This window comes from Pedobacter heparinus DSM 2366 (genome assembly GCF_000023825.1).
Classification (GTDB): Bacteria; Bacteroidota; Bacteroidia; order Sphingobacteriales; family Sphingobacteriaceae; genus Pedobacter; species Pedobacter heparinus.
Genome location: NC_013061.1, coordinates 4,958,158 through 4,976,601 on the forward strand (window position 1 = coordinate 4,958,158; position 18,444 = coordinate 4,976,601).

The following is an 18,444-nucleotide window of genomic DNA, read 5'->3' on the forward strand; positions in this document are numbered from 1 at the left end:
AAATAAACCACCCGATTTGTTTTAATAAATCAACAATTATGAAAAAACTGCTATTCTCTTCCCTGATGTTAATTGGCCCGCTTGTTTACGGACAGAACAAAGACAAACTGCTACATGCGATTGACATTGACGCCATACGGGAAACCAAATTAACCGGGTATATCGGATTGGCTCCTACAGTGATGTCTAAACCAGCAGCAAGCACACAGGTGACTGCCTTTTTAAAAAAATTTCCGGGGAAAAAGTATTTTACCTTTCCTGAAAGCAGGGAAAATTCAATCCGCCTGCTGGATAGTCTGCCTGAAAAATGGACAAACCATTCGGCGGCCGATCTGGTTTCATTTAAAGGCGTAGCACAACCAGGAGAATATTATGTATTTCAGGTTGGGGTTTATGGAGCTGGGCAGCCTTTAAAAAATATACAGGTTCGCTTTTCAGCTCTAAACAATGACAAGGGGCAGTCTATAAAAGAAGTAACCTGTTTCAATTCGGGGGGCATTTCTTTTAAAGGAGAGAAATTTTCAAAATCGCTGCATCTTGATCCGCACAATGTATTGCCTTTATGGTTTGGGGTAGATGTACCTGAAAATTACAAAGGTCTATATAAAGGTACAGTGGAGATTAAGCCCGAAGGTCTGCCGGCTACCTTAATTCACATAAGTATAGATGTAAAGGGAAATATTATTGCCAATCATGGCTACAATGACGAGACCAAATTGTCCCGTCTGGCCTGGCTGAATACAAAAGTTGCAATGGACGATGGCCTGACCAATGGCTTTAAACAGGTAGACCGGGCTCAAAAGAACATTTCTATATTGGGCCGTACCATTAAATTATCTGATCAGGGCCTGCCACTTGATATTCAAACTTTTTTTGATAAAAACAATGAACTGATCTTACCGAAAGGCGAACCCATTATTGCGGCGCCTATCCGGTTTATTATTGAAAAAGATGGACGGGAACTTCCGCTTGCCGCAGGAACATTGAAATTTGAAGATCATTTTCCGGGGTCAACACATTGGGAAACTAAATTAACGAACGGGGACATCAGCGTTACCATTAAAGGCCGTGCAGATTATGATGGATTTATTGGTTATAGTGCGGTAGTGACGGCTTCAAAGGATATCTCTATAGATGATATCCGTTTGCAGGTACCTATGCGTCCGGAAAAAGCGACCTATATGATGGGACTGGACAAAGAAGGTGGTTTTAGTCCGAAAGACTGGCGCTGGAAATGGGATGTGCTGGAAAAACATCAGGATGAGGTATGGATGGGTGCGGTGAATGGTGGACTGAAGCTAAAACTTAAAGGGAAAAACTATCAGCGACAGCTGGTTAACCTCTATTATCCATTTGGGCCATTGCATGAGCCTGAATCCTGGGGCAATGGTCATAAAGGTGGGGTAGATATTTATGAACAGGAAAAAACAGTAATGATTAAGGCCTATTCTGGTGAGCGCACCTTGAAAAAGGGAGAAACCTATCAGTTTGATGCAGAATTTCTGGTTACACCTTTCAAACTGATCAATAAGGACATACAGTTTAACGATCGCTATTACCATTCGGACATTGATACAACCAGCAATACAATCAGACTTGCACAGGAACATGGGGCCAATATCATCAACATCCACCACAAGAAAGATATCTACCCTTTCCTGGACTATCCAATGGCCAATGACAATGTTCCCGACCTGAAAGCATTTATCGATAGCAGCCATACTAAAGGTATAAAAACAAAACTTTATTATACTACACGGGAGATTAGCGTAAATGCGCCTGAAATATGGGCTATGCGGGCATTGGGTGATGAAATCATTTACCCGGGTCCAGGAATGGCTACCAGAACTTTGGTAAACCCGAATGGCGTACATCCATGGCTGGGTCAGAATTTAAAGAAGGATTTTATACCGGGCTGGGTGGCTACTTTTACTTCGGGTAAATATAAAGGCCGCCAGGACCTTTCGATCCTGACCAGGCCCGATTCTCGCTTAAATAATTTTTTTCTGGGCGGACTGGAATGGATGTGCAAGGAGCTGAACATTGATGGCATTTACATGGATGACCTGGCGCTTGACAGGGAAACCATGCAAAGGACCCGTAAAATCCTGGAGCGCGACCGTCCAGGTGCGAAAATTGACATGCATACCTGGAACCATTACAACAAATATGCAAAATGGGCTTCTTCGCTAAACCTGTATATGGATATGCTTCCTTATATTGATCATTTATGGGTTGGTGAAGCCAGGGATTACGACCGTTCTTCTGATTACTGGCTGATAGAAGTAAGTGGTGTTCCCTTCGGACTTTCTTCACAAATGCTGAACAAAGGTGGAAATCCATGGAGGGGTATGGTATTTGGTATTACAAACCGTTTGGGTTGGTTTAAAGCCAAAACACCAGAATATATCTGGAAATTCTGGGATGACTACCATATTGAAAAGAAACAGATGATCGGATTCTGGAATGATGAAATTCCGGTTAAAACGGATAATAAAAAAACTGAGGCCACTATTTATAAAGGAAAGGATGAAGTAATTGTGGCTTTGGCCAACTGGACTGCAGAACCGCAGAAATGCAAACTGAAAATAGACTGGAAAGCCCTGGGCTTGTCCCCTGACCAGGTAACAGCAGAAATACCGGAAATAAAAGAGTTCCAGGACGGACGGTCAATCAATGTCGAAAAAGAAATCAACCTTGAAGGCGAAAAAGGCTTTCTTATTGTAATCAAAAGGAAACAATAATTAAGATAAAGCGGATTGTTATGAAGATTACGACTTTAATGAAAAGATCGGCAAGTTTATTGCTGTTAGGTCTGACCCTTTGGGTCCCGGTAAATGCGCAGCAAGCCCTTAAAATATATGTGGCCCCAAATGGGAAAGTAAACGCTGCAGGTACGCTTAAAAACCCTGTATCAACAATTTCAACAGCCTTAGCCAGGGCCAATGCCGCAGCTAAGAAGAGCAAAAAACCTGTAGAGATTATTTTACGTGCCGGAGTTTATCCGCAGACAAATACCCTGGAAATTGTACAGGGGAAAACCTGGAATTCATTGGTGCCCCTGACTATAAAGGCTTACAACAATGAAAAGGTAATTGTTCATGGTGGGAAGATCATTGCCCCAAACCTGATCAAACCCGTTTCGGATGCCGGATATCGGAAGCGCTTTCTACCGGAATTCAGGAACAGGATAAGGCAGGTAAACCTTAAGGAAGCCGGTATTAAAAATACCGGTAAGTTAAGGATGACCGGCTTTACAAGACCTTTTGCACCTGCATGGCTGGAAATTTTTACAAATGACGAACCGGGCAGAATTGCACGCTGGCCAAATAAAGGGACTGTCCCTATCCACTCTGTACTGGATACGGGTTCCATTCCAAGATGGGGCGACTCTACAAACCGGGGTGGTACCTTTACCTATAAGGACATTAACCGCCCTTCAAGGTGGAAAGAACCTGAGAAAGCCTGGATAGCCGGCTTTTTCATGTGGGGCTATGCAGATGACGCGGTGCCTTTAAAGGGCATAGATACAGTAAAACAGACCATTACTACACTTAAGCCCCATGCCTATGGTTTCGGAAATGGAAAACCATGGCGGGCATGGCATGCATATAATATACCTGAAGAGATTGATGTTCCGGGAGAATACTATGTGGACACCGAGACCAAAATGCTTTACTTTTTACCGCCCGATAATTTAAAAAAACTGGAAATCTCAGAACTGGAAAGTCCACTATTTTCCATAGATGATGTACAGAATGTGAAGATACAAAACCTGGATTTTACCTGCAGCCGGGGCATCGGTATTACGATGGAAAGAACAGAGCGCGTGCTGATTGATGGCTGTAAGTTTACCAATCTTGGCATTGTAGCAGTTTTTATGGGTAAAGGTGTAGAGGCAGAATCAGACAGCTTAAGTGTATTTGCCGTTAAGCCCGCCTCCAGATCTATTGGGAGCCTGGTACAATATGTTTATGACCATACGGTTTTTGACCGGGAAGCCGGAAAAAACAATGGAATTGTCAACTGCGAAGTTTACAATACCGGATCAGGTGGCTTTTTGATCAGCGGCGGGAACAGGTTAACTCTTGAACGCGGCAATAATTATGTTAAAAACTGTAGCATTCACGATTTCAACCGCATTGAACGTTCGTATCGCCCTGGTATATGGATCACAGGGGTAGGTAACAGCATTTCCAACTGCGACATTTACAATGCACCTTCATCTGGTGTGATGCTGCATGGCAATAATCATCTGGTTGAGTATAATAATTTTCATCACCTGGTGATGGACTCGGATGATATGGGCGCCCTGTATTTTGGCAGGAACCCTTCTGAAATGGGGCAGATTGTAAGGTACAACTATTTTCATCATATAGGTGGTGATCATAAGACTATGGCGGTTTACCACGATGACGGAGCCTGTGGAATGGAAGTTTATGACAATGTATTTTATAAAGCAGGAACTGTTGCAGGCTTTATTGGTGGCGGCAGGGACAATCCTTACCACAACAACATTTTTATTGAAACAAAATATGCTGGGCATATTGATGACCGGCTAAAGCACTGGGCAAGGGCCATGCTGGTAAAAGATGGTACTTTTCAAAAACGACTGGAAGCTGTAAATTACAAGAACCCACCTTATTCGACCCAGTACCCAACATTACCAAAATACTTTGAAGATAATCCGGAGATTCCAAAAAGAGATACTTTTTATAACAACCTGTTGGTAAAAATGCCAAAAAGAGTTGAAGGCCGGGAAGAAATGCTGCCGTTTATGAAAAGCAATTACGAAACCAATGAAGATCCTGGTTTTGAAAACTATGCCAAAGAAAACTTTAAATTGCGTAAGGATGCCATCATATGGCAAAAAATACCTGGTTTCAGAAATATCCCATTTGAAAAAATTGGCTATCAAAAAGTAAAATGATACTAAAAGTAGCATACCTGCCGGAAATCAACACCAATACAGGGCTCTTTGGGCTGTCTGATCTACTTGACCAAGTGGAACGACAGCCCATAGGCTGCTCACCCTGGAAAGAATATGCCGGCGCAGACGTACAAGCCGGTTTCGCCATTGTTCAGGGGAAAGACTGCATCGCGCTGAAATATTATGTCAGGGAAGCCTTTAGTAATCCTGTATATTTTAACGCCAACGACCCGGTATACAGAGACAGTTGTGTAGAGTTTTTTATTGGTTTTAATACCGATGCAGGATATTACAACTTTGAGTTCAACAACGCCGGAACCTGTTTATTGGGTTTTGGAACAGGCAGGGAAAGAAAGTACCTGCCAAAATCGCTTATCGATCAGATCAGCTACTGCCGCTCATTTAAAAGCAAGGGAATGGAATCGCTGATAGAATGGGAGCTGACGCTGGTTATTCCTTTTGAGGTATTCTGTTTTCATACCATTCGTAAACTTGAAGGACCATCATGCAGGGGCAATTTTTTTAAATGCGGTGATGATCTTCCAGAGCCGCATTACCTGGCCTGGAACAATATTACAACGGATAGTCCCAACTTTCATTTACCGGAATATTTTGGTTTAATTGATTTTGTATAATTGGATTTTGTAGTTTTTTTTATAACCTTGCCAAAAAAAGCAGATGTTTCAAGAAGAGAGCTATAATAAACATGGGAACTGGTACAACACCCTATTCCCAACTGAAGAATCTAAAAAAGCTTATTTTCAAAAATTCAAAGAAGCAGATCAGAATACCATCAACAACTGGCTTCAAAGTATACAATTCTCCTGTCTCGACCCGTTGATCAGTGTAAAGGGACAGGCTTGGTTAACCGTTGGTGATGCTTACGGTTTAGATGCCAATTACATCATTTCAAATGGCAATGACAATACCGCCCACGCCAGTGATCTGAAAAGTGATTTCCTCAAAGTTTCTGAACAGGAAGGGTTTATCAATAGTTTTTCGGCTGAAAATGCCGAGAAGCTGTCTTTTGAAGACAACAGCTTTGATTATGTATTGTGCAAAGAAACCTACCATCATTTTCCAAGGCCATATATGGCGGTATATGAAATGCTGAGGGTAGCCAGAAAGGGCATCATGATGATTGAACCCCAGGATCCGGTAATTAAAATGCCAATGTTCCTGTTCATCACCAATATTCTGGCAGCAATAAATGATAAACTGGTACAGAAAGTCTGGAAAAACCGGTTTTCTTATGAACCTGTAGGAAATTTTGTATACAAGGTTTCTGAACGCGAGTTTGAAAAACTAGCGGCAGGACTGAATTTACGTATGGTGGCTTTTAAAAGGATCAATTCCAATTTCTATTATAAAGGTGCAGAAACAACCATGGCCAATCCGGGAAATCTGAAGTTTTTAAAACTAAGGATGAAAAAATATATATTCGACCTGCTGGTGAAGTTAAAATTATGCAGCAGTCAGGTGCTTACAAGTTTAATTTTTAAAGAAACACCAGATGAACAGGAGCAGCAAAAGTTAAAGCGGGCCGGTTATCACCTGGTGCACATTCCGCTCAACCCTTACCTGTAAACAGCGCTTTTTTAAAATCTGTTGTAAAGCATCGAATCATCGATGTAATAGTTCAGATTTTCTTTGGTAACAATATCCAGCGGCAGAAACTTGATGGCCGAAATTTCCTTTTTAAACACCAAATGATCAACCAACTGGTTAATACCCCAATACCCCTGTCCTAATGGATTTTGATTGATTAAAAAGCTGATAGACCCTTTATTGAGGTAATGGAGGTTTTGAGGAATAAGATCGTAGCCTATTATTTTGATGTGGTTGATAAATTTTTGTTCAAAATACTTTGCGATTTCAAAGGCTTTGGAGGTTGTCACAAAACAAAACTGCAACTGGGGATTACCTTCAAATATGGAATCGAGCTGTTCTACAAACAAAGCGTAATTGCGTAAGTTCAACTCTGCTTTAATGATCTCATATTGATGGTTCAAATTATTCTGAATGAAGTAATTCCTTAAACCCTGCTCTTTCTTGGTAAGGTGGGCTGAATTACTGATCTCTTCATCGATATGGGCAATTAAAACGGATGGTGGCTGGGGTTGTCCGTAATGGATCAGCTTACCTGCAACCTGGCCGCTCTGATAGGAATCTTGTCCGATATAACTCAGGGGATCAAATTCTGCAATTTGGGTATTAAACAGAACGAAAGGGATTTCCTGTTTTTTCCATGCTTCGAAAAACGGAAGTACTTCCCTGTAAAACATTGGAGCAAGTAAAATCCCATCCGGATTGGCACGGCTAACTTCTTCAGCTTTTTTCACAAATGAATGGGGATCATAAGGATTGAACATAAACAATGTCACCTTAACACCGTATTGTCGTGCTTCTTTCGCGGCCTTTTGGATCCCGGCCCTTGGATCGAGCCAATACGCATCGTAGCGGGGATCACCAATAAGCGCGGCAAAATGATATTCTTTTTTGGTTCCAAGGGCGCGGGCCATGAAATTTGGCTCATAGTTCATTTCTTCAATGATCTTAAGAATCCGCTCCTTTACCTTTTCAGAAACATTCCCCCGGTCGTGCAATACCCTGTCGACAGTACCTGCAGATACTTTTGCTTTAACGGCAATATCCTTAATACGGATGTTCTTCATTTTCTATTTATATTTTCTGTTATATTAAAGCGTTATTCTTTCCTTCTGCAAGCCAGAAGATAATCAAAAATATTGGCGGCGGCGGCTAAAAAAATTTAACAAATGTATTTATTTAGTTTGTAAGATAAACATAAATACAAGTCTATCCGGTTAATCCTCTTTTCAAGGGCATATCACCAAAACCGTAAGTTTTTTTATCCACATATACATTTAATATTAAATGTATGCGTATTGCAAATAAAATACATTTTATTGGTTATTTCAACAAATAATCATGTGTGTGCGCACACATTTTTTTAATTCACGGCTTGCTTCTTAATTTATTCTTAACTAAGTTTGATCATAGAAATATTGTTGGGCTCATATACTTATCCCTGCTCAACCTGTGACATCAAATGGAAGACACCAAGATTAAAGAAAAAGCGATCATCAGAAAGGAACTTATTGTACTTAAAACGTATCCCTATTCGGATCCGAGTCCCATTCCTGAGTTTGGACGCCTGTATCCTTATAACCGTTTTGATGGATACACCAATAAAAGCATAGAACAGACCTGGGAAATGATTGTTATGGAAAACAATCACATCAAAATCTGGATCAATCCAGCTGTAGGGGGAAAAATATGGGGTGCCATAGAAAAATCGACAACAAGGGAATTTATATATTTTAACCATGCAGCAAAATTCAGAGATGTAGCCATGAGAGGTCCCTGGACTTCCGGTGGCATGGAAATCAATATGGGCATCATCGGGCATACTCCCTCCTGTTCGGCTCCGGTTGACTACAAAACAATTGAGAATGAAGATGGCAGTGTAAGCTGCTTTATCGGGGCCACGGACTGGCCCTCCCGTACAGAATGGCGTGTAGAAATAAAACTGGGTAAAGATGCTGCACATTTTAGCACTAAAAGTTGGTGGCACAACAATAGTTGTATGTCCCAGTCCTACTATCAATGGAACAATGTGGGTATTAAAACCTCCGGAAACCTGGAATACATCTACCCGGGGCAGCATCGTTTAGGACACGATGGAGTACCACAGAGCTGGCCTGAGGATGACGAAAAAAGAAAAATTTCTTTCTACGACCAGAATAATTATGGTGAATATAAATCCTATCATGTTTTTGGCGCCTATACCGATTTTTGGGGGTGTTACTGGCATAATGATCAGTTTGGCATGGGACATTCTGCTCCTTATGACGAAAAACCAGGAAAAAAGATATGGATTTGGGGACTTTCGCGTTATGGTATGATCTGGGAAGATCTTTTAACAGACGAGGATGGCCAGTACACAGAGGTTCAAAGTGGTCGTTTATTTAATCAAAGTATTGCTGCCAGCTCTAAAACCCCGTTTAAACACAGGTCATTTTTACCCTATACTTACGATACCTGGGAAGAACATTGGTTTCCGGTTAAAAACACTGGAGGATTAACCTATGGCAATCAACAACTTTCATTTTATATAACTGTACAAGAAGGAAACCAATTGATTAATATCTGTGCCAATGAAAGCCTGGATGATCATTTTAAAGTTTTTCACCACACTAAGGAAATCCTTTCAACACAGCTTAGAATGAAAGCAATGCAGAACTGCAGCTTCGGACTTCCATACCCTGTAAAAGCAGCCGAATTACTGGTAACGTTAAATGATTCGATAATATACAATGGCCCTGAACAGCATACAGTATTAAAAAGACCCACAAAACTGAGTAAGGACTACAATTTCGATTCGGTACAAGCGCATTGCATTCAGGCAAAGGAATGGGAAAGACAACGTTTTTTTGACCGAGCAATAACGCATTATCAGATTTGCCTGGACCTGGACCCCTTTTATACAGAAGCGCTTAGCGGCCTGGCAGGTCTTTATTTTAAACAACTTAAATTTACTGAAGCACTGAACCTTTTAAGTATTGTATTATCTGTTGATACGTATGACCCGGAGGCCAATTATTTATATGGACTGGTAAATGAAAGGTTACGAAATACAGCAGACGCAAAGGATGGTTTTTCTATTGCCAGTCAATCTGTCGAGTATAGGGTTGCATCATTTATAGCTCTGGCAAAAATGTTACTGCGTGAAGGTCAGATTGAAAAGGCATATGCTTATGTAAAAAAAGCAAGATTGTATAGCCCGGACAATCTCCAATCTTTATATTTAAGCATCATTATAAACAATCTTAAAGGAAATAAAAAACAGTCGATGCTACTGATCAAACAGCTTTTACATACAGACCCCATTAATTACCTGGCAAAATTTGAATTAAACAAAGCAGAAGGCATCCCGCTGGACAAAATTACCGTAAGTGAACTTCCTTATGAAACTTATACAGAACTGGCTGCCTTCTATTACAATGTAAACCTGTATAGTGAAGCGCTTAAACTATTGGAAGCAGCCCCTGATTACGCAATGGTTTATCTTTGGAAAGCTTATCTATATTCGCTTTCCGATTCGAAAACTACTATTGCCAGTGCACTGGAAAAGGCAGTGGCAATGAGGCCTGATTTTGTTTTTCCGCATCGTGAAGAGGACATTACAGTATTGAACTGGGCAATTAGCCAGCACAATGCCTGGCAGTTTAAATATTATCTTGCACTTGCCCATATCCAGAACCTGCGCAGAGAAGAAGCATTGAGTCTTTTAAACAGCTGTCAGCAGCTGCCCGACTTCTATCCTTTTTATATTGTACGGGCAAACTTAAAAGAGGAATTGCAGAAGGACGGCTGCCTTTCTGACCTAAAAAAAGCCTTTCAGCTTGCACCCGATGAATGGAGGACAGTTCTAAACCTTTCCAATTACTACGCTGCACATGAGGACTGGGTGCAGGCACTCAACATCACCAGTAAAGGATATAAAATGTATCCCGACAATTATTATTTAGGGCTGAAACTTGCAAAATGCTTTATGCATACGCATAAATTTGAACAAGGGATTGCCCTGATGACCAATATGACCGTATTGCCAAATGAGGGGGCCTCTGAAGGCAGGAACAGCTGGCGGGAAACTCACCTGCTCTGTGCGTTTAACGCGCTTGAAGATAAGAACCAGGAAAAAGCGACACATCATATCAATATGGCTAGGACATGGCCTGAAAACATGGGCATTGGCAAACCTCATCATGTTGATGAGCGCCTCGAAGACTACATGCAGCTTATCTGTATAGATCATGAAAATAAAGAAGAACGAAAGGCACTAACGGATAAAATAACAAGTTACAGAATGCACCATAAACTCAGTCCTTATGGTATACTTGACTTCATCAGCATTTTTCTTATGCAGGAAATGGGTGATGTAAAAGGTGCAGAAAGAATCCTGGACAACTGGTTAAAACAAGATCCTGATGCTTTACCGCTAAAATGGAGCATCGCATTTTTAAAAGGCAACCAACAGGAATTGGCTGAACTTTCTCAACAGAAGGTTCCGGTTAAAGAGGTTCTGCCTTATGAAGTGCCATTTGAAGACCGGTCCTTTCCTTTCGTAAAAAAATTACACAGTATTGGATTATTTAACAAGCATACACATTTAGCTACAATGAATTAACAGATCAATCGGATTTAAAAATCAGCAAAATGAACACGAACCAACTTAAAGACCTTTCCGTATACCACCAGCTGGTATCAGACTTTTTCAAATGGCCAACACACAAGGAAGAATGGGAGAAATATAAACTCAGTGATGAGCAAATCAGTTTTTTCAAAGCGAATGGTTATGTAAGTGACATCAAATTTTTAGAAGAATGGCAGGTAGATCAGCTGAATGAAGACCTGTTGCGCATTTCAGATCCAAACCTGCCTGACCACACTTTATTTCATCAGTTTTTCTCCAATGCTTCAACAGATCCCAACTCTGTATTGTTCCATGCTTTAGGAGCCTGGCGCATTACGCCGGCTTTTCATGACATTTTATGGAACCCGGCCTTTGTTATGGCGGCCAGCCAGCTGCTGGGCAACAAAGCCGTCCGCTTTTGGCATGACCAGCTTTTTTGCAAACCTGCCAAACATGGCGGCGTGGTAGCCTGGCATCAGGATTATTCGTACTGGACACGGACAGTTCCTTTGCAACATTTAACCTGCTGGGTAGCGCTTGACGATGCAACAACTGAAAATGGCTGCATGTATTATGTGCCCGGAAGCCATAACTGGGGCCTCTTGGAGAAACCGGAACTAGCAGGAGAAATGGAAGGTTTGATGGAGTTTCTGACAGACGAACAAAAAGCAGCTTTCAAACCAGTTCCAATTGAGCTTAAAAAGGGCTATGGAACCTTTCACCACCCATTGCTGATCCATGGATCTTACGAAAACAGATCTGAAAGATCAAGAAGGGCCTTTGTTTTAAATATGTTTGCAGATGGCACCATTTCTGATACCGACAAAGAACTGATGCCAGGAACTCCAGCCATACCTAAAGGAGAAAAAATAAGCGGACAATATTTCCCTATATTGATAGATCCTGAAAAGGAAATGGCCATATAAAATATGGAGAAGTTATTTTTTTGTACCTACTGGGGTAATGAGCACCTGGATTGGGCAGACTTTTTAAGAAAGGTTAAGGATGCCGGGTACGATGGTGTAGAAGCCAGCTTGCCTTCCAACCCTACGATACAAAAAAAAATGGCGCAGCTTGCAGCAGCTATGAATTTGAAGCTGATCGGTGTACACTGGGATACCGGTACACCAGATTTTAATCAGCACAAAAAAGAAATGCAAAGTCGGTTAATTAACCTGACAAAGGCAGAACCCATGTTCATTACCTCACATACTGGAAAAGATCATTTCAGTTTTGAACAAAATCTGGAATTGTTATCCCAGGCGGAACAAATAAGCATTTCAAGTGGAATTAAGATCCTGCACGAGACACATCGTGGAAAATTTAGTTTTACCGCACATGGTACCAAAGCTTTTTTAGAAGAACTGCCCTGGTTAAACCTTACACTCGATATTTCTCATTGGTTTACTGTTGCAGAAAGTTTTTTACAAGACCAGGCAGCAACAGTTGACCTGGCCTTGTCCAGAACCCGGCATATCCATGCTCGTGTCGGCTTTACGCAGGGCCCCCAGGTAAATGACCCCCGCAATCCGGAATGGCAGGAAGCCCTTCAGCATCATTTACAAATCTGGGATAAAGCAATTTGCCTGCAGGAAGAAAAAGCGGCTCCATATTTCACTTTTACATCAGAGTTTGGCCCATTCCCGTATATGTCGTCCAGTCCCGGCCAGATACCTGCTTCTGAACACCAATGGAACCTCAACAAATACATCAAAGATTTACTTAAAACCAGATATTATGCCGAATGAAACCCTAACCATACAGACTCCGGCTAAAAAAGCCCTGACCATGCAAATCATAACTATTGGTGCTTTCTTTTTTATTTTCGGTTTCATAACCTGGGTTAACGGAACACTGATCCCTTACCTGAGAATAGCCTGTGAACTGGAAGAATGGCAGGCTTACCTGGTTACTTTTGCCTTCTACATTTCCTATACCGTGATGGCCATTCCGTCCAGCAAAATTCTGGAACGGACAGGTATGGTTAAAGGGATGCGTGTTGGTTTGATAATTATGGCTATTGGTTGTGCTTTGTTTATACCTGCGGCCTTAATGCGTTATTACCCTTTATTTTTATTGGGCTTGTTTGTAGTGGGCACAGGTACAACCTTATTGCAAACGGCGGTGAATCCTTATATTACACTGCTTGGCCCTCCTGAAAAGGCTGCACAACGCATCAGCATGATGGGTATATGCAATAAATTTGCCGGTGTAATTGCCCCGCTTATTTTAGGCGCTATTATTCTTAAAAATTCTGATGGCCTGATTGCCGAACTTCAGCAGATGGCAGATGCAGCCCGTAAATTACGTTTGGATAGCCTTGCACATGCAGTAATATTACCTTATATAGCACTGACGCTCATCCTTTTAGCCATAGCCTATCTCATTAAATTTGCGCATTTACCTGAAATTGAAGCCTCATTACCAGCACGTCCGGATAAGGGGACAATTGATTTAAAACAGGCGGCTAAACTGCGGCTAAACTTTATATTGGGCTTTATTGCAACATTTTCGACCGTTGGCCTGGAAGTGATAGCCGGAGATACTATTGGTAATTATGGCATTTATCATGGCCTTTCCTTAAACATTGCAAAGAACCTTACTGCCTATACCTTAGCAAGTACCATGATTGGCTATCTTTTTGGCGCTTATGCCATTCCCAAATATATATCACAGGAAAAGGCTTTTACCTATTCTGCATGGCTGGGCATACTCATTTCACTTCTGGCGATCTTTGTCCCCGGTACAGGTTCCATCGTATTTATCGCTTTACTAGGCCTTTCTAATGCATTATTATGGCCTGCAATATGGCCCCAGGCCCTAAAAGGGTTAAAAGGGAAGATGCTAAACAGAGGCTCTGCTATTTTGATTATGGGCGTTGCCGGTGGGGCCATCATGCCATTAGTATATGGCGTTTTAGCTAAGTATACCAATAATCAATATGCCTACATCATTCTAATTCCCTGCTATCTTTTTAATCTATACTACAGCCTGAGGGGCAGACGTTCAATGCCGGATGAAATTTAACAGAATGCTATTTCGATAAGGATACTGAAATGTTGTTGAGCAATTGCTTTGCTGCATTTAAATCACTATTCCAACCTTCATATCGGGAATGGCTTTTCAATTTCGCAATGGCATCATTCAATTTCGCTAAAGTAGCCAGGTCATTCTTATGTTCCAGCATTTTCTTTACCACAAGCACTTTCTCATAGTCCTGGATACCTTCCAGCATACGCTCGTATCTGATAGAACTTCTGGCTTGCGGATAAGTAATATAGGTGTCTCCTGCAGGCCATGTTCTGAATCGGGAGTCTACCAAAGGATTTTCCACCCAGGAATTATAAGCCCAGCGCAGCACGCCATTATAACCTGTAGCCAGGGTATACCAGCCTAAATAAGCAGACTCAGCGGGCTCAGAAAAAGTAAATTGATTGGGAAAACTATTTCCACAATAGATATAAAAGGTAGTGTTCAATCCCTTGCTTCTACGCTCTGCAATATCTTTGTCATCTATAGGATGTTGAACCGCGGTACTCACATCATCACTGTTGGTATAACGCTTATAGGTCTTTTGATTATCAGCATAGGCAACGCCAAGTTTTGGGGCTACCTTTTCTATCAGTGCAAAAGCCATTCCCATCTCATCCTTATTTCTTTCATCCAGGGCAATGTTTGTAATTTCAAGCCAGCCTTTTTGCTGCAGATGTTTTGCAAAATCTTTCAGGAACGGTTCCCACATTTCGGTAAACGCCGTAGTACCAGGCTTGGCCACTATGTTTACAAACTTGTTTGTGATGGCATCTTTATAATGGATTTCATTATTCCAGGGAACAATAGAATAACAGTTGATCATCTTCTTTACTCCAAGGCCCATCATAAAAGATACCCACTTATCAAAAATCCGGTAGTCGTACGACCAGCTTCCGTCCTTTCCCTTTGTCCAGATGATCATATCTTCATAAGGATCGTAAGTTTGAATATTCCAGGGGTCTTTGTTCAATGTAGCCGTAATTACTTTCTGACCGGCGTTTGCCAGGAGCTGCATTTGTGGTCTCATGGCTTCGAAATGCGCCTCGCTCCATACAGGTAATTTATTTACACGGGCAACTGCTGAGGGGTGTTGCCATTGGTCGAGGTGAAAGCTCCACGAAGATGGTTGCGGTAACAGCTGATTGATAACATCCAGGGATAAGTTCAGTTCCTGCTGCTTTCCCTGTTTGGTAGTTATTTGTACCTTCGCCGAATAGGAGCCTTGCTCTGCCTTTCTGGGGATTTCTAGGGTGATCCACACGGGTCTTACTTTTTTCTTTTCCAGATTGAAGGACGAAAGGTCATCCAGCATATCTGCAGATAATGAACTGGAAAAATCTGCTGCGTTCCGTTTTCCGCAAGCCCATCCGGATCCATATTCGTCTGTCAGCACATATCGCTCGAACCGGGCATAACCGATTGATTTGAGCTTACTCCCACTTTCAGAAATAAAATCAGATAAGGTTACTTTCACTCCGGGAATGGAATCTGTAGTCCAGAGCAGCACCTGGGCTGACAAACGCTCTCCTTTCCAACCTGTTAAAAGAACTGAACGCTCTATGTTAATATTAGGCACTTCAGATTTAGCATAACGTTTATCAATAGATACAAAAGAACTATGTAAACCCGGTTTTACCTCTAACCAGTTTTTGTTGTCCGTTTTTACTGGATCGTTTGCCTCTGTAAATATTTGTCCTTTGTCCCAATGCGTTTGCTGACAAAATCCGGCGCCGGAAATTCCGGTTAATGCACTAAAAAGAATTAATTGATAAAGCTTGCTGGTCACTTTCATAAAATTGTAATATAGTTTTGGTTCGGTTAAACAGGTTCCTGCAAGTTAGAAAACATTTCGTTTTATCGCAATTATATTTCGTTTTATTTCGTATAACAGTTTCGTTTGGTTGCGAAAAATAATGTAATGAACCAGTAACCGGGTATTGCTGGATAACCTAAAGGAAAAATTGAATATTTCGGGGGACCCGGAAAATGAAAAAGCCTTCAAATCTTACGATTGAAGGCTTTTCGATGTTTTAATTTAAAACTTGCGGACCGGACGGGACTCGAACCCGCGACCTCCGCCGTGACAGGGCGGCATTCTAACCAGCTGAACTACCGGTCCGTTTTCCCGCTTTTTGTATCGTTGTTTCGTTTCGGGATTGCAAATATAGGGTGTTTATTTAACTTTGCAACATTTATTTTAAAATAATTGCAACTGACTAAATTACAGCTCCTTCTTTTAATTTCTCTGCATTTTCTGCAAACTGCAAGGCATCAATAAGCTCCTGTACACCACCATCCATGATGCTGTTCAGGTTATAAAGCGTCAATCCGATACGGTGATCGGTAACCCTACCTTGCGGATAGTTGTAAGTACGGATCTTTGCAGAACGGTCCCCTGTTGAGACCATCGTTTTCCGTCTTGCAGCGATATCCCCATTTTTCTTCTGCAATTCGATGTCATAAAGCTTACTGCGCAACATCTCCATCGCAATTACGCGGTTGCCTAACTGAGACCTTTCCTGCTGGCAAACCACCACAATACCAGATGGCCTGTGTGTCAACTGCACTTTGGTTTCTACTTTGTTCACATTCTGACCGCCTGCACCACCGGAACGAGATGTTTGCAGATCAATATCTGCCGGATTAATGTAAAGATCGATCTCTTCTGCTTCCGGCAATACGGCTACAGAAGCCGCTGAAGTATGTACGCGTCCCTGAGTTTCCGTATCTGGTACACGCTGCACCCGGTGGACACCAGATTCATATTTCAGCTGTCCGTAAACATCTTCACCACTAACTTTTAAAATTACCTCTTTATAACCGCCGGCCGTACCTTCTGTTACATCAACAGTTTCCACTTTCCAGCCTTTTTGCTCAAAGAAGCGGCTATACATCCGGTACAGATCTCCGGCGAACAGCGCAGCTTCATCTCCACCTGTACCCCCTCTGATTTCAAAGACCGCATTTTTAGCATCTTCCGGATCAACAGGAATGAGCATTAACCGCACCTTTTCTTCCAGCTCTTCCTGCTGTACCAATAACAGATCTAACTCCTCTTTTGCCATTTCACGCATTTCAGCATCCTTTTCTGTGCTCAGGATTTCTTTGTTGGCTTCTATATTGCTCATCACATTTTTGTAGACCTTATATTCATCTACAATCTTGCCGAGGTCTTTATATTCTTTATTCAAAGCAGCAAAGCGCTTCATATCCTGCATGGTATCAGGATTACTCAACTGCTCTTCCACATCTTCCCAACGCAGTTTAATTGCTTCTAATTTCTCTAACATATTCTTTTTTCAGGAAATAATTTATTCTCATTAGTCCTGAAATCAAATCTGCAAGATCTTGATTAACCGGACAAATGGTTTTTATTTTGGACAACAAAAATAGGGTTTTTCGTTTAATACAGCTAATAATTGTTGGCAATACCCAACTGCACCCTGTCGTGAACTATTCTTTTTCAAAGTAATTCAGGGTTAAATCATTGCCATCAAATACGGCATAAGAATTGAAATTGATCCACTCACCAAGGTTTATATACCTGCTTTTACCATTTAAGTCTATGTTCAAAGGCAAATGACGATGTCCAAAAACAAAATAATCGAAATGTGTTTTTGATAAAATTTCTTTAGCATAAACAGCAAGCCATTCCTGGTCTACACTTTCAAACACCTCTTCATTACTATTGGCAAGCCGGCTGCGGCCAGACCACCAGTTGGCTATACCCAAACCTATACGGGGTGGCACTAAGGCAAATAACCACTGACAAACCGGGTTTCTGAATATCTTTCTTAATAATTTGTATTTTCTGTCACCAGGCCCCAATCCGTCACCATGATGTAAAAAGAACCGTTTCCCATTTCTTTCTATCTCCAGTGCATCACTCACAATCTCCATCCCCATTTCTTTGCTAAAGTAGTCGTGAACCCACATATCGTGGTTGCCTTTAAAAAAATAAACTTTTATTCCCGCATCTGTCATTTCTGCAATTTTACCTTGCAAACGCACAAACCCTTTAGGTATAACGGTACGGTATTCAAACCAGAAATCGAAGATATCACCCATCAGAAACAATTCACTACAGGTTGGCGTTATGAAATTTAGCCACCTCAATATGCGGTCTTCGCGCAGTCTGCTTTCTGCGTAACCTGGCGACCCAAGGTGAAAATCTGAAGCGAAATAAATGTTCTTTTTCATGAATGCGGGACAAAGATAATTAATATTATCAGCCTTGTAGCCTAAATAAATTCTACAGGCTTTG

The 18,444-nt window shown here is 41.5% G+C and carries 12 protein-coding genes and 1 tRNA gene; 8 read left to right on the forward strand and 5 right to left on the reverse strand.

The window, feature by feature from the left end; translation table 11 throughout:
- Positions 1-38 precede the first annotated feature (38 nt).
- Genes PHEP_RS20475 through PHEP_RS20490 form a run of 4 tightly spaced genes read left to right on the forward strand, consistent with a single transcriptional unit; the run spans position 39 to position 6,517 of the window.
- Complete coding sequence (locus tag PHEP_RS20475; protein WP_015809906.1) at positions 39-2,744, forward strand: glycoside hydrolase domain-containing protein; 2,706 nt, start codon at positions 39-41, stop codon at positions 2,742-2,744.
- 20 nt (positions 2,745-2,764) lie between these two features.
- Positions 2,765-4,930: a right-handed parallel beta-helix repeat-containing protein gene (locus PHEP_RS20480; RefSeq protein ID WP_015809907.1), complete on the forward strand. Its 2,166-nt coding sequence runs from the start codon at positions 2,765-2,767 to the stop codon at positions 4,928-4,930.
- Positions 4,927-5,565 (forward strand): carbohydrate-binding family 9-like protein, encoded by a 639-nt coding sequence (locus tag PHEP_RS20485; RefSeq protein ID WP_015809908.1) that lies wholly within the window; start codon positions 4,927-4,929, stop codon positions 5,563-5,565. The genes PHEP_RS20480 and PHEP_RS20485 overlap by 4 nt, the downstream gene beginning before the upstream one ends.
- Positions 5,566-5,608: 43 nt before the next feature.
- Positions 5,609-6,517 (forward strand): class I SAM-dependent methyltransferase, encoded by a 909-nt coding sequence (locus tag PHEP_RS20490; protein WP_015809909.1) that lies wholly within the window; start codon positions 5,609-5,611, stop codon positions 6,515-6,517.
- An 11-nt stretch (positions 6,518-6,528) separates the two neighbouring features.
- Here PHEP_RS20490 and PHEP_RS20495 read toward each other — a convergent pair whose 3' ends face one another.
- The gene (locus PHEP_RS20495) at positions 6,529-7,605 is read right to left on the reverse strand and encodes a substrate-binding domain-containing protein (RefSeq protein WP_015809910.1); all 1,077 of its coding nucleotides are present in this window, start codon (positions 7,603-7,605) and stop codon (positions 6,529-6,531) included.
- Between the two features lie 395 nt (positions 7,606-8,000).
- Here PHEP_RS20495 and PHEP_RS20500 point away from each other — a divergent pair, with 395 nt between their 5' ends.
- The 4 genes from PHEP_RS20500 to PHEP_RS20515 are packed head-to-tail and all read left to right on the forward strand — an operon-like array spanning position 8,001 to position 14,174.
- The gene (locus PHEP_RS20500; RefSeq protein ID WP_015809911.1) at positions 8,001-11,141 is read left to right on the forward strand and encodes a DUF5107 domain-containing protein; all 3,141 of its coding nucleotides are present in this window, start codon (positions 8,001-8,003) and stop codon (positions 11,139-11,141) included.
- Between the two features lie 29 nt (positions 11,142-11,170).
- Positions 11,171-12,073 (forward strand): phytanoyl-CoA dioxygenase family protein, encoded by a 903-nt coding sequence (locus PHEP_RS20505; protein WP_015809912.1) that lies wholly within the window; start codon positions 11,171-11,173, stop codon positions 12,071-12,073.
- A 3-nt stretch (positions 12,074-12,076) separates the two neighbouring features.
- Positions 12,077-12,895: a sugar phosphate isomerase/epimerase family protein gene (locus PHEP_RS20510; protein ID WP_015809913.1), complete on the forward strand. Its 819-nt coding sequence runs from the start codon at positions 12,077-12,079 to the stop codon at positions 12,893-12,895.
- On the forward strand, positions 12,885-14,174 hold the full coding sequence (locus PHEP_RS20515) for a sugar MFS transporter (RefSeq protein ID WP_015809914.1): 1,290 nt from the start codon (positions 12,885-12,887) through the stop codon (positions 14,172-14,174). Before PHEP_RS20510 ends, PHEP_RS20515 begins: the two co-directional genes overlap by 11 nt.
- Positions 14,175-14,181: 7 nt before the next feature.
- On the opposite strand, the gene PHEP_RS20520 is transcribed toward PHEP_RS20515, so the two are convergent.
- The 4 genes from PHEP_RS20520 to PHEP_RS20535 form a co-directional block, all read right to left on the reverse strand.
- Complete coding sequence (locus PHEP_RS20520; RefSeq protein ID WP_015809915.1) at positions 14,182-15,972, reverse strand: DUF4091 domain-containing protein; 1,791 nt, start codon at positions 15,970-15,972, stop codon at positions 14,182-14,184.
- A gap of 253 nt (positions 15,973-16,225) precedes the next feature.
- Positions 16,226-16,299 (reverse strand) — tRNA-Asp (locus PHEP_RS20525).
- A gap of 97 nt (positions 16,300-16,396) precedes the next feature.
- Positions 16,397-17,470, reverse strand: coding sequence for a peptide chain release factor 1 (prfA, locus tag PHEP_RS20530; protein WP_015809916.1), 1,074 nt, complete (start codon positions 17,468-17,470; stop codon positions 16,397-16,399).
- Between the two features lie 163 nt (positions 17,471-17,633).
- Positions 17,634-18,380 carry a UDP-2,3-diacylglucosamine diphosphatase gene (locus PHEP_RS20535; protein ID WP_015809917.1) on the reverse strand — a complete coding sequence of 249 codons (747 nt, stop codon included), beginning with the start codon at positions 18,378-18,380 and terminating at the stop codon, positions 17,634-17,636.
- Positions 18,381-18,444 lie beyond the last annotated feature (64 nt).

Coding starts and splice junctions, on each gene's coding strand:
- PHEP_RS20475 (WP_015809906.1), top strand. CDS start 39: ATGAAAAAACTGCTATTCTCTTCCCTGATGTTAATTGGCCCGCTTGTT.
- PHEP_RS20500 (WP_015809911.1), top strand. CDS start 8,001: ATGGAAGACACCAAGATTAAAGAAAAAGCGATCATCAGAAAGGAACTT.
- prfA (WP_015809916.1), bottom strand. CDS start 17,470: ATGTTAGAGAAATTAGAAGCAATTAAACTGCGTTGGGAAGATGTGGAA.
- PHEP_RS20505 (WP_015809912.1), top strand. CDS start 11,171: ATGAACACGAACCAACTTAAAGACCTTTCCGTATACCACCAGCTGGTA.
- PHEP_RS20515 (WP_015809914.1), top strand. CDS start 12,885: ATGCCGAATGAAACCCTAACCATACAGACTCCGGCTAAAAAAGCCCTG.
- PHEP_RS20510 (WP_015809913.1), top strand. CDS start 12,077: ATGGAGAAGTTATTTTTTTGTACCTACTGGGGTAATGAGCACCTGGAT.
- PHEP_RS20495 (WP_015809910.1), bottom strand. CDS start 7,605: ATGAAGAACATCCGTATTAAGGATATTGCCGTTAAAGCAAAAGTATCT.
- PHEP_RS20490 (WP_015809909.1), top strand. CDS start 5,609: ATGTTTCAAGAAGAGAGCTATAATAAACATGGGAACTGGTACAACACC.
- PHEP_RS20535 (WP_015809917.1), bottom strand. CDS start 18,380: ATGAAAAAGAACATTTATTTCGCTTCAGATTTTCACCTTGGGTCGCCA.
- PHEP_RS20485 (WP_015809908.1), top strand. CDS start 4,927: ATGATACTAAAAGTAGCATACCTGCCGGAAATCAACACCAATACAGGG.
- PHEP_RS20480 (WP_015809907.1), top strand. CDS start 2,765: ATGAAGATTACGACTTTAATGAAAAGATCGGCAAGTTTATTGCTGTTA.
- PHEP_RS20520 (WP_015809915.1), bottom strand. CDS start 15,972: ATGAAAGTGACCAGCAAGCTTTATCAATTAATTCTTTTTAGTGCATTA.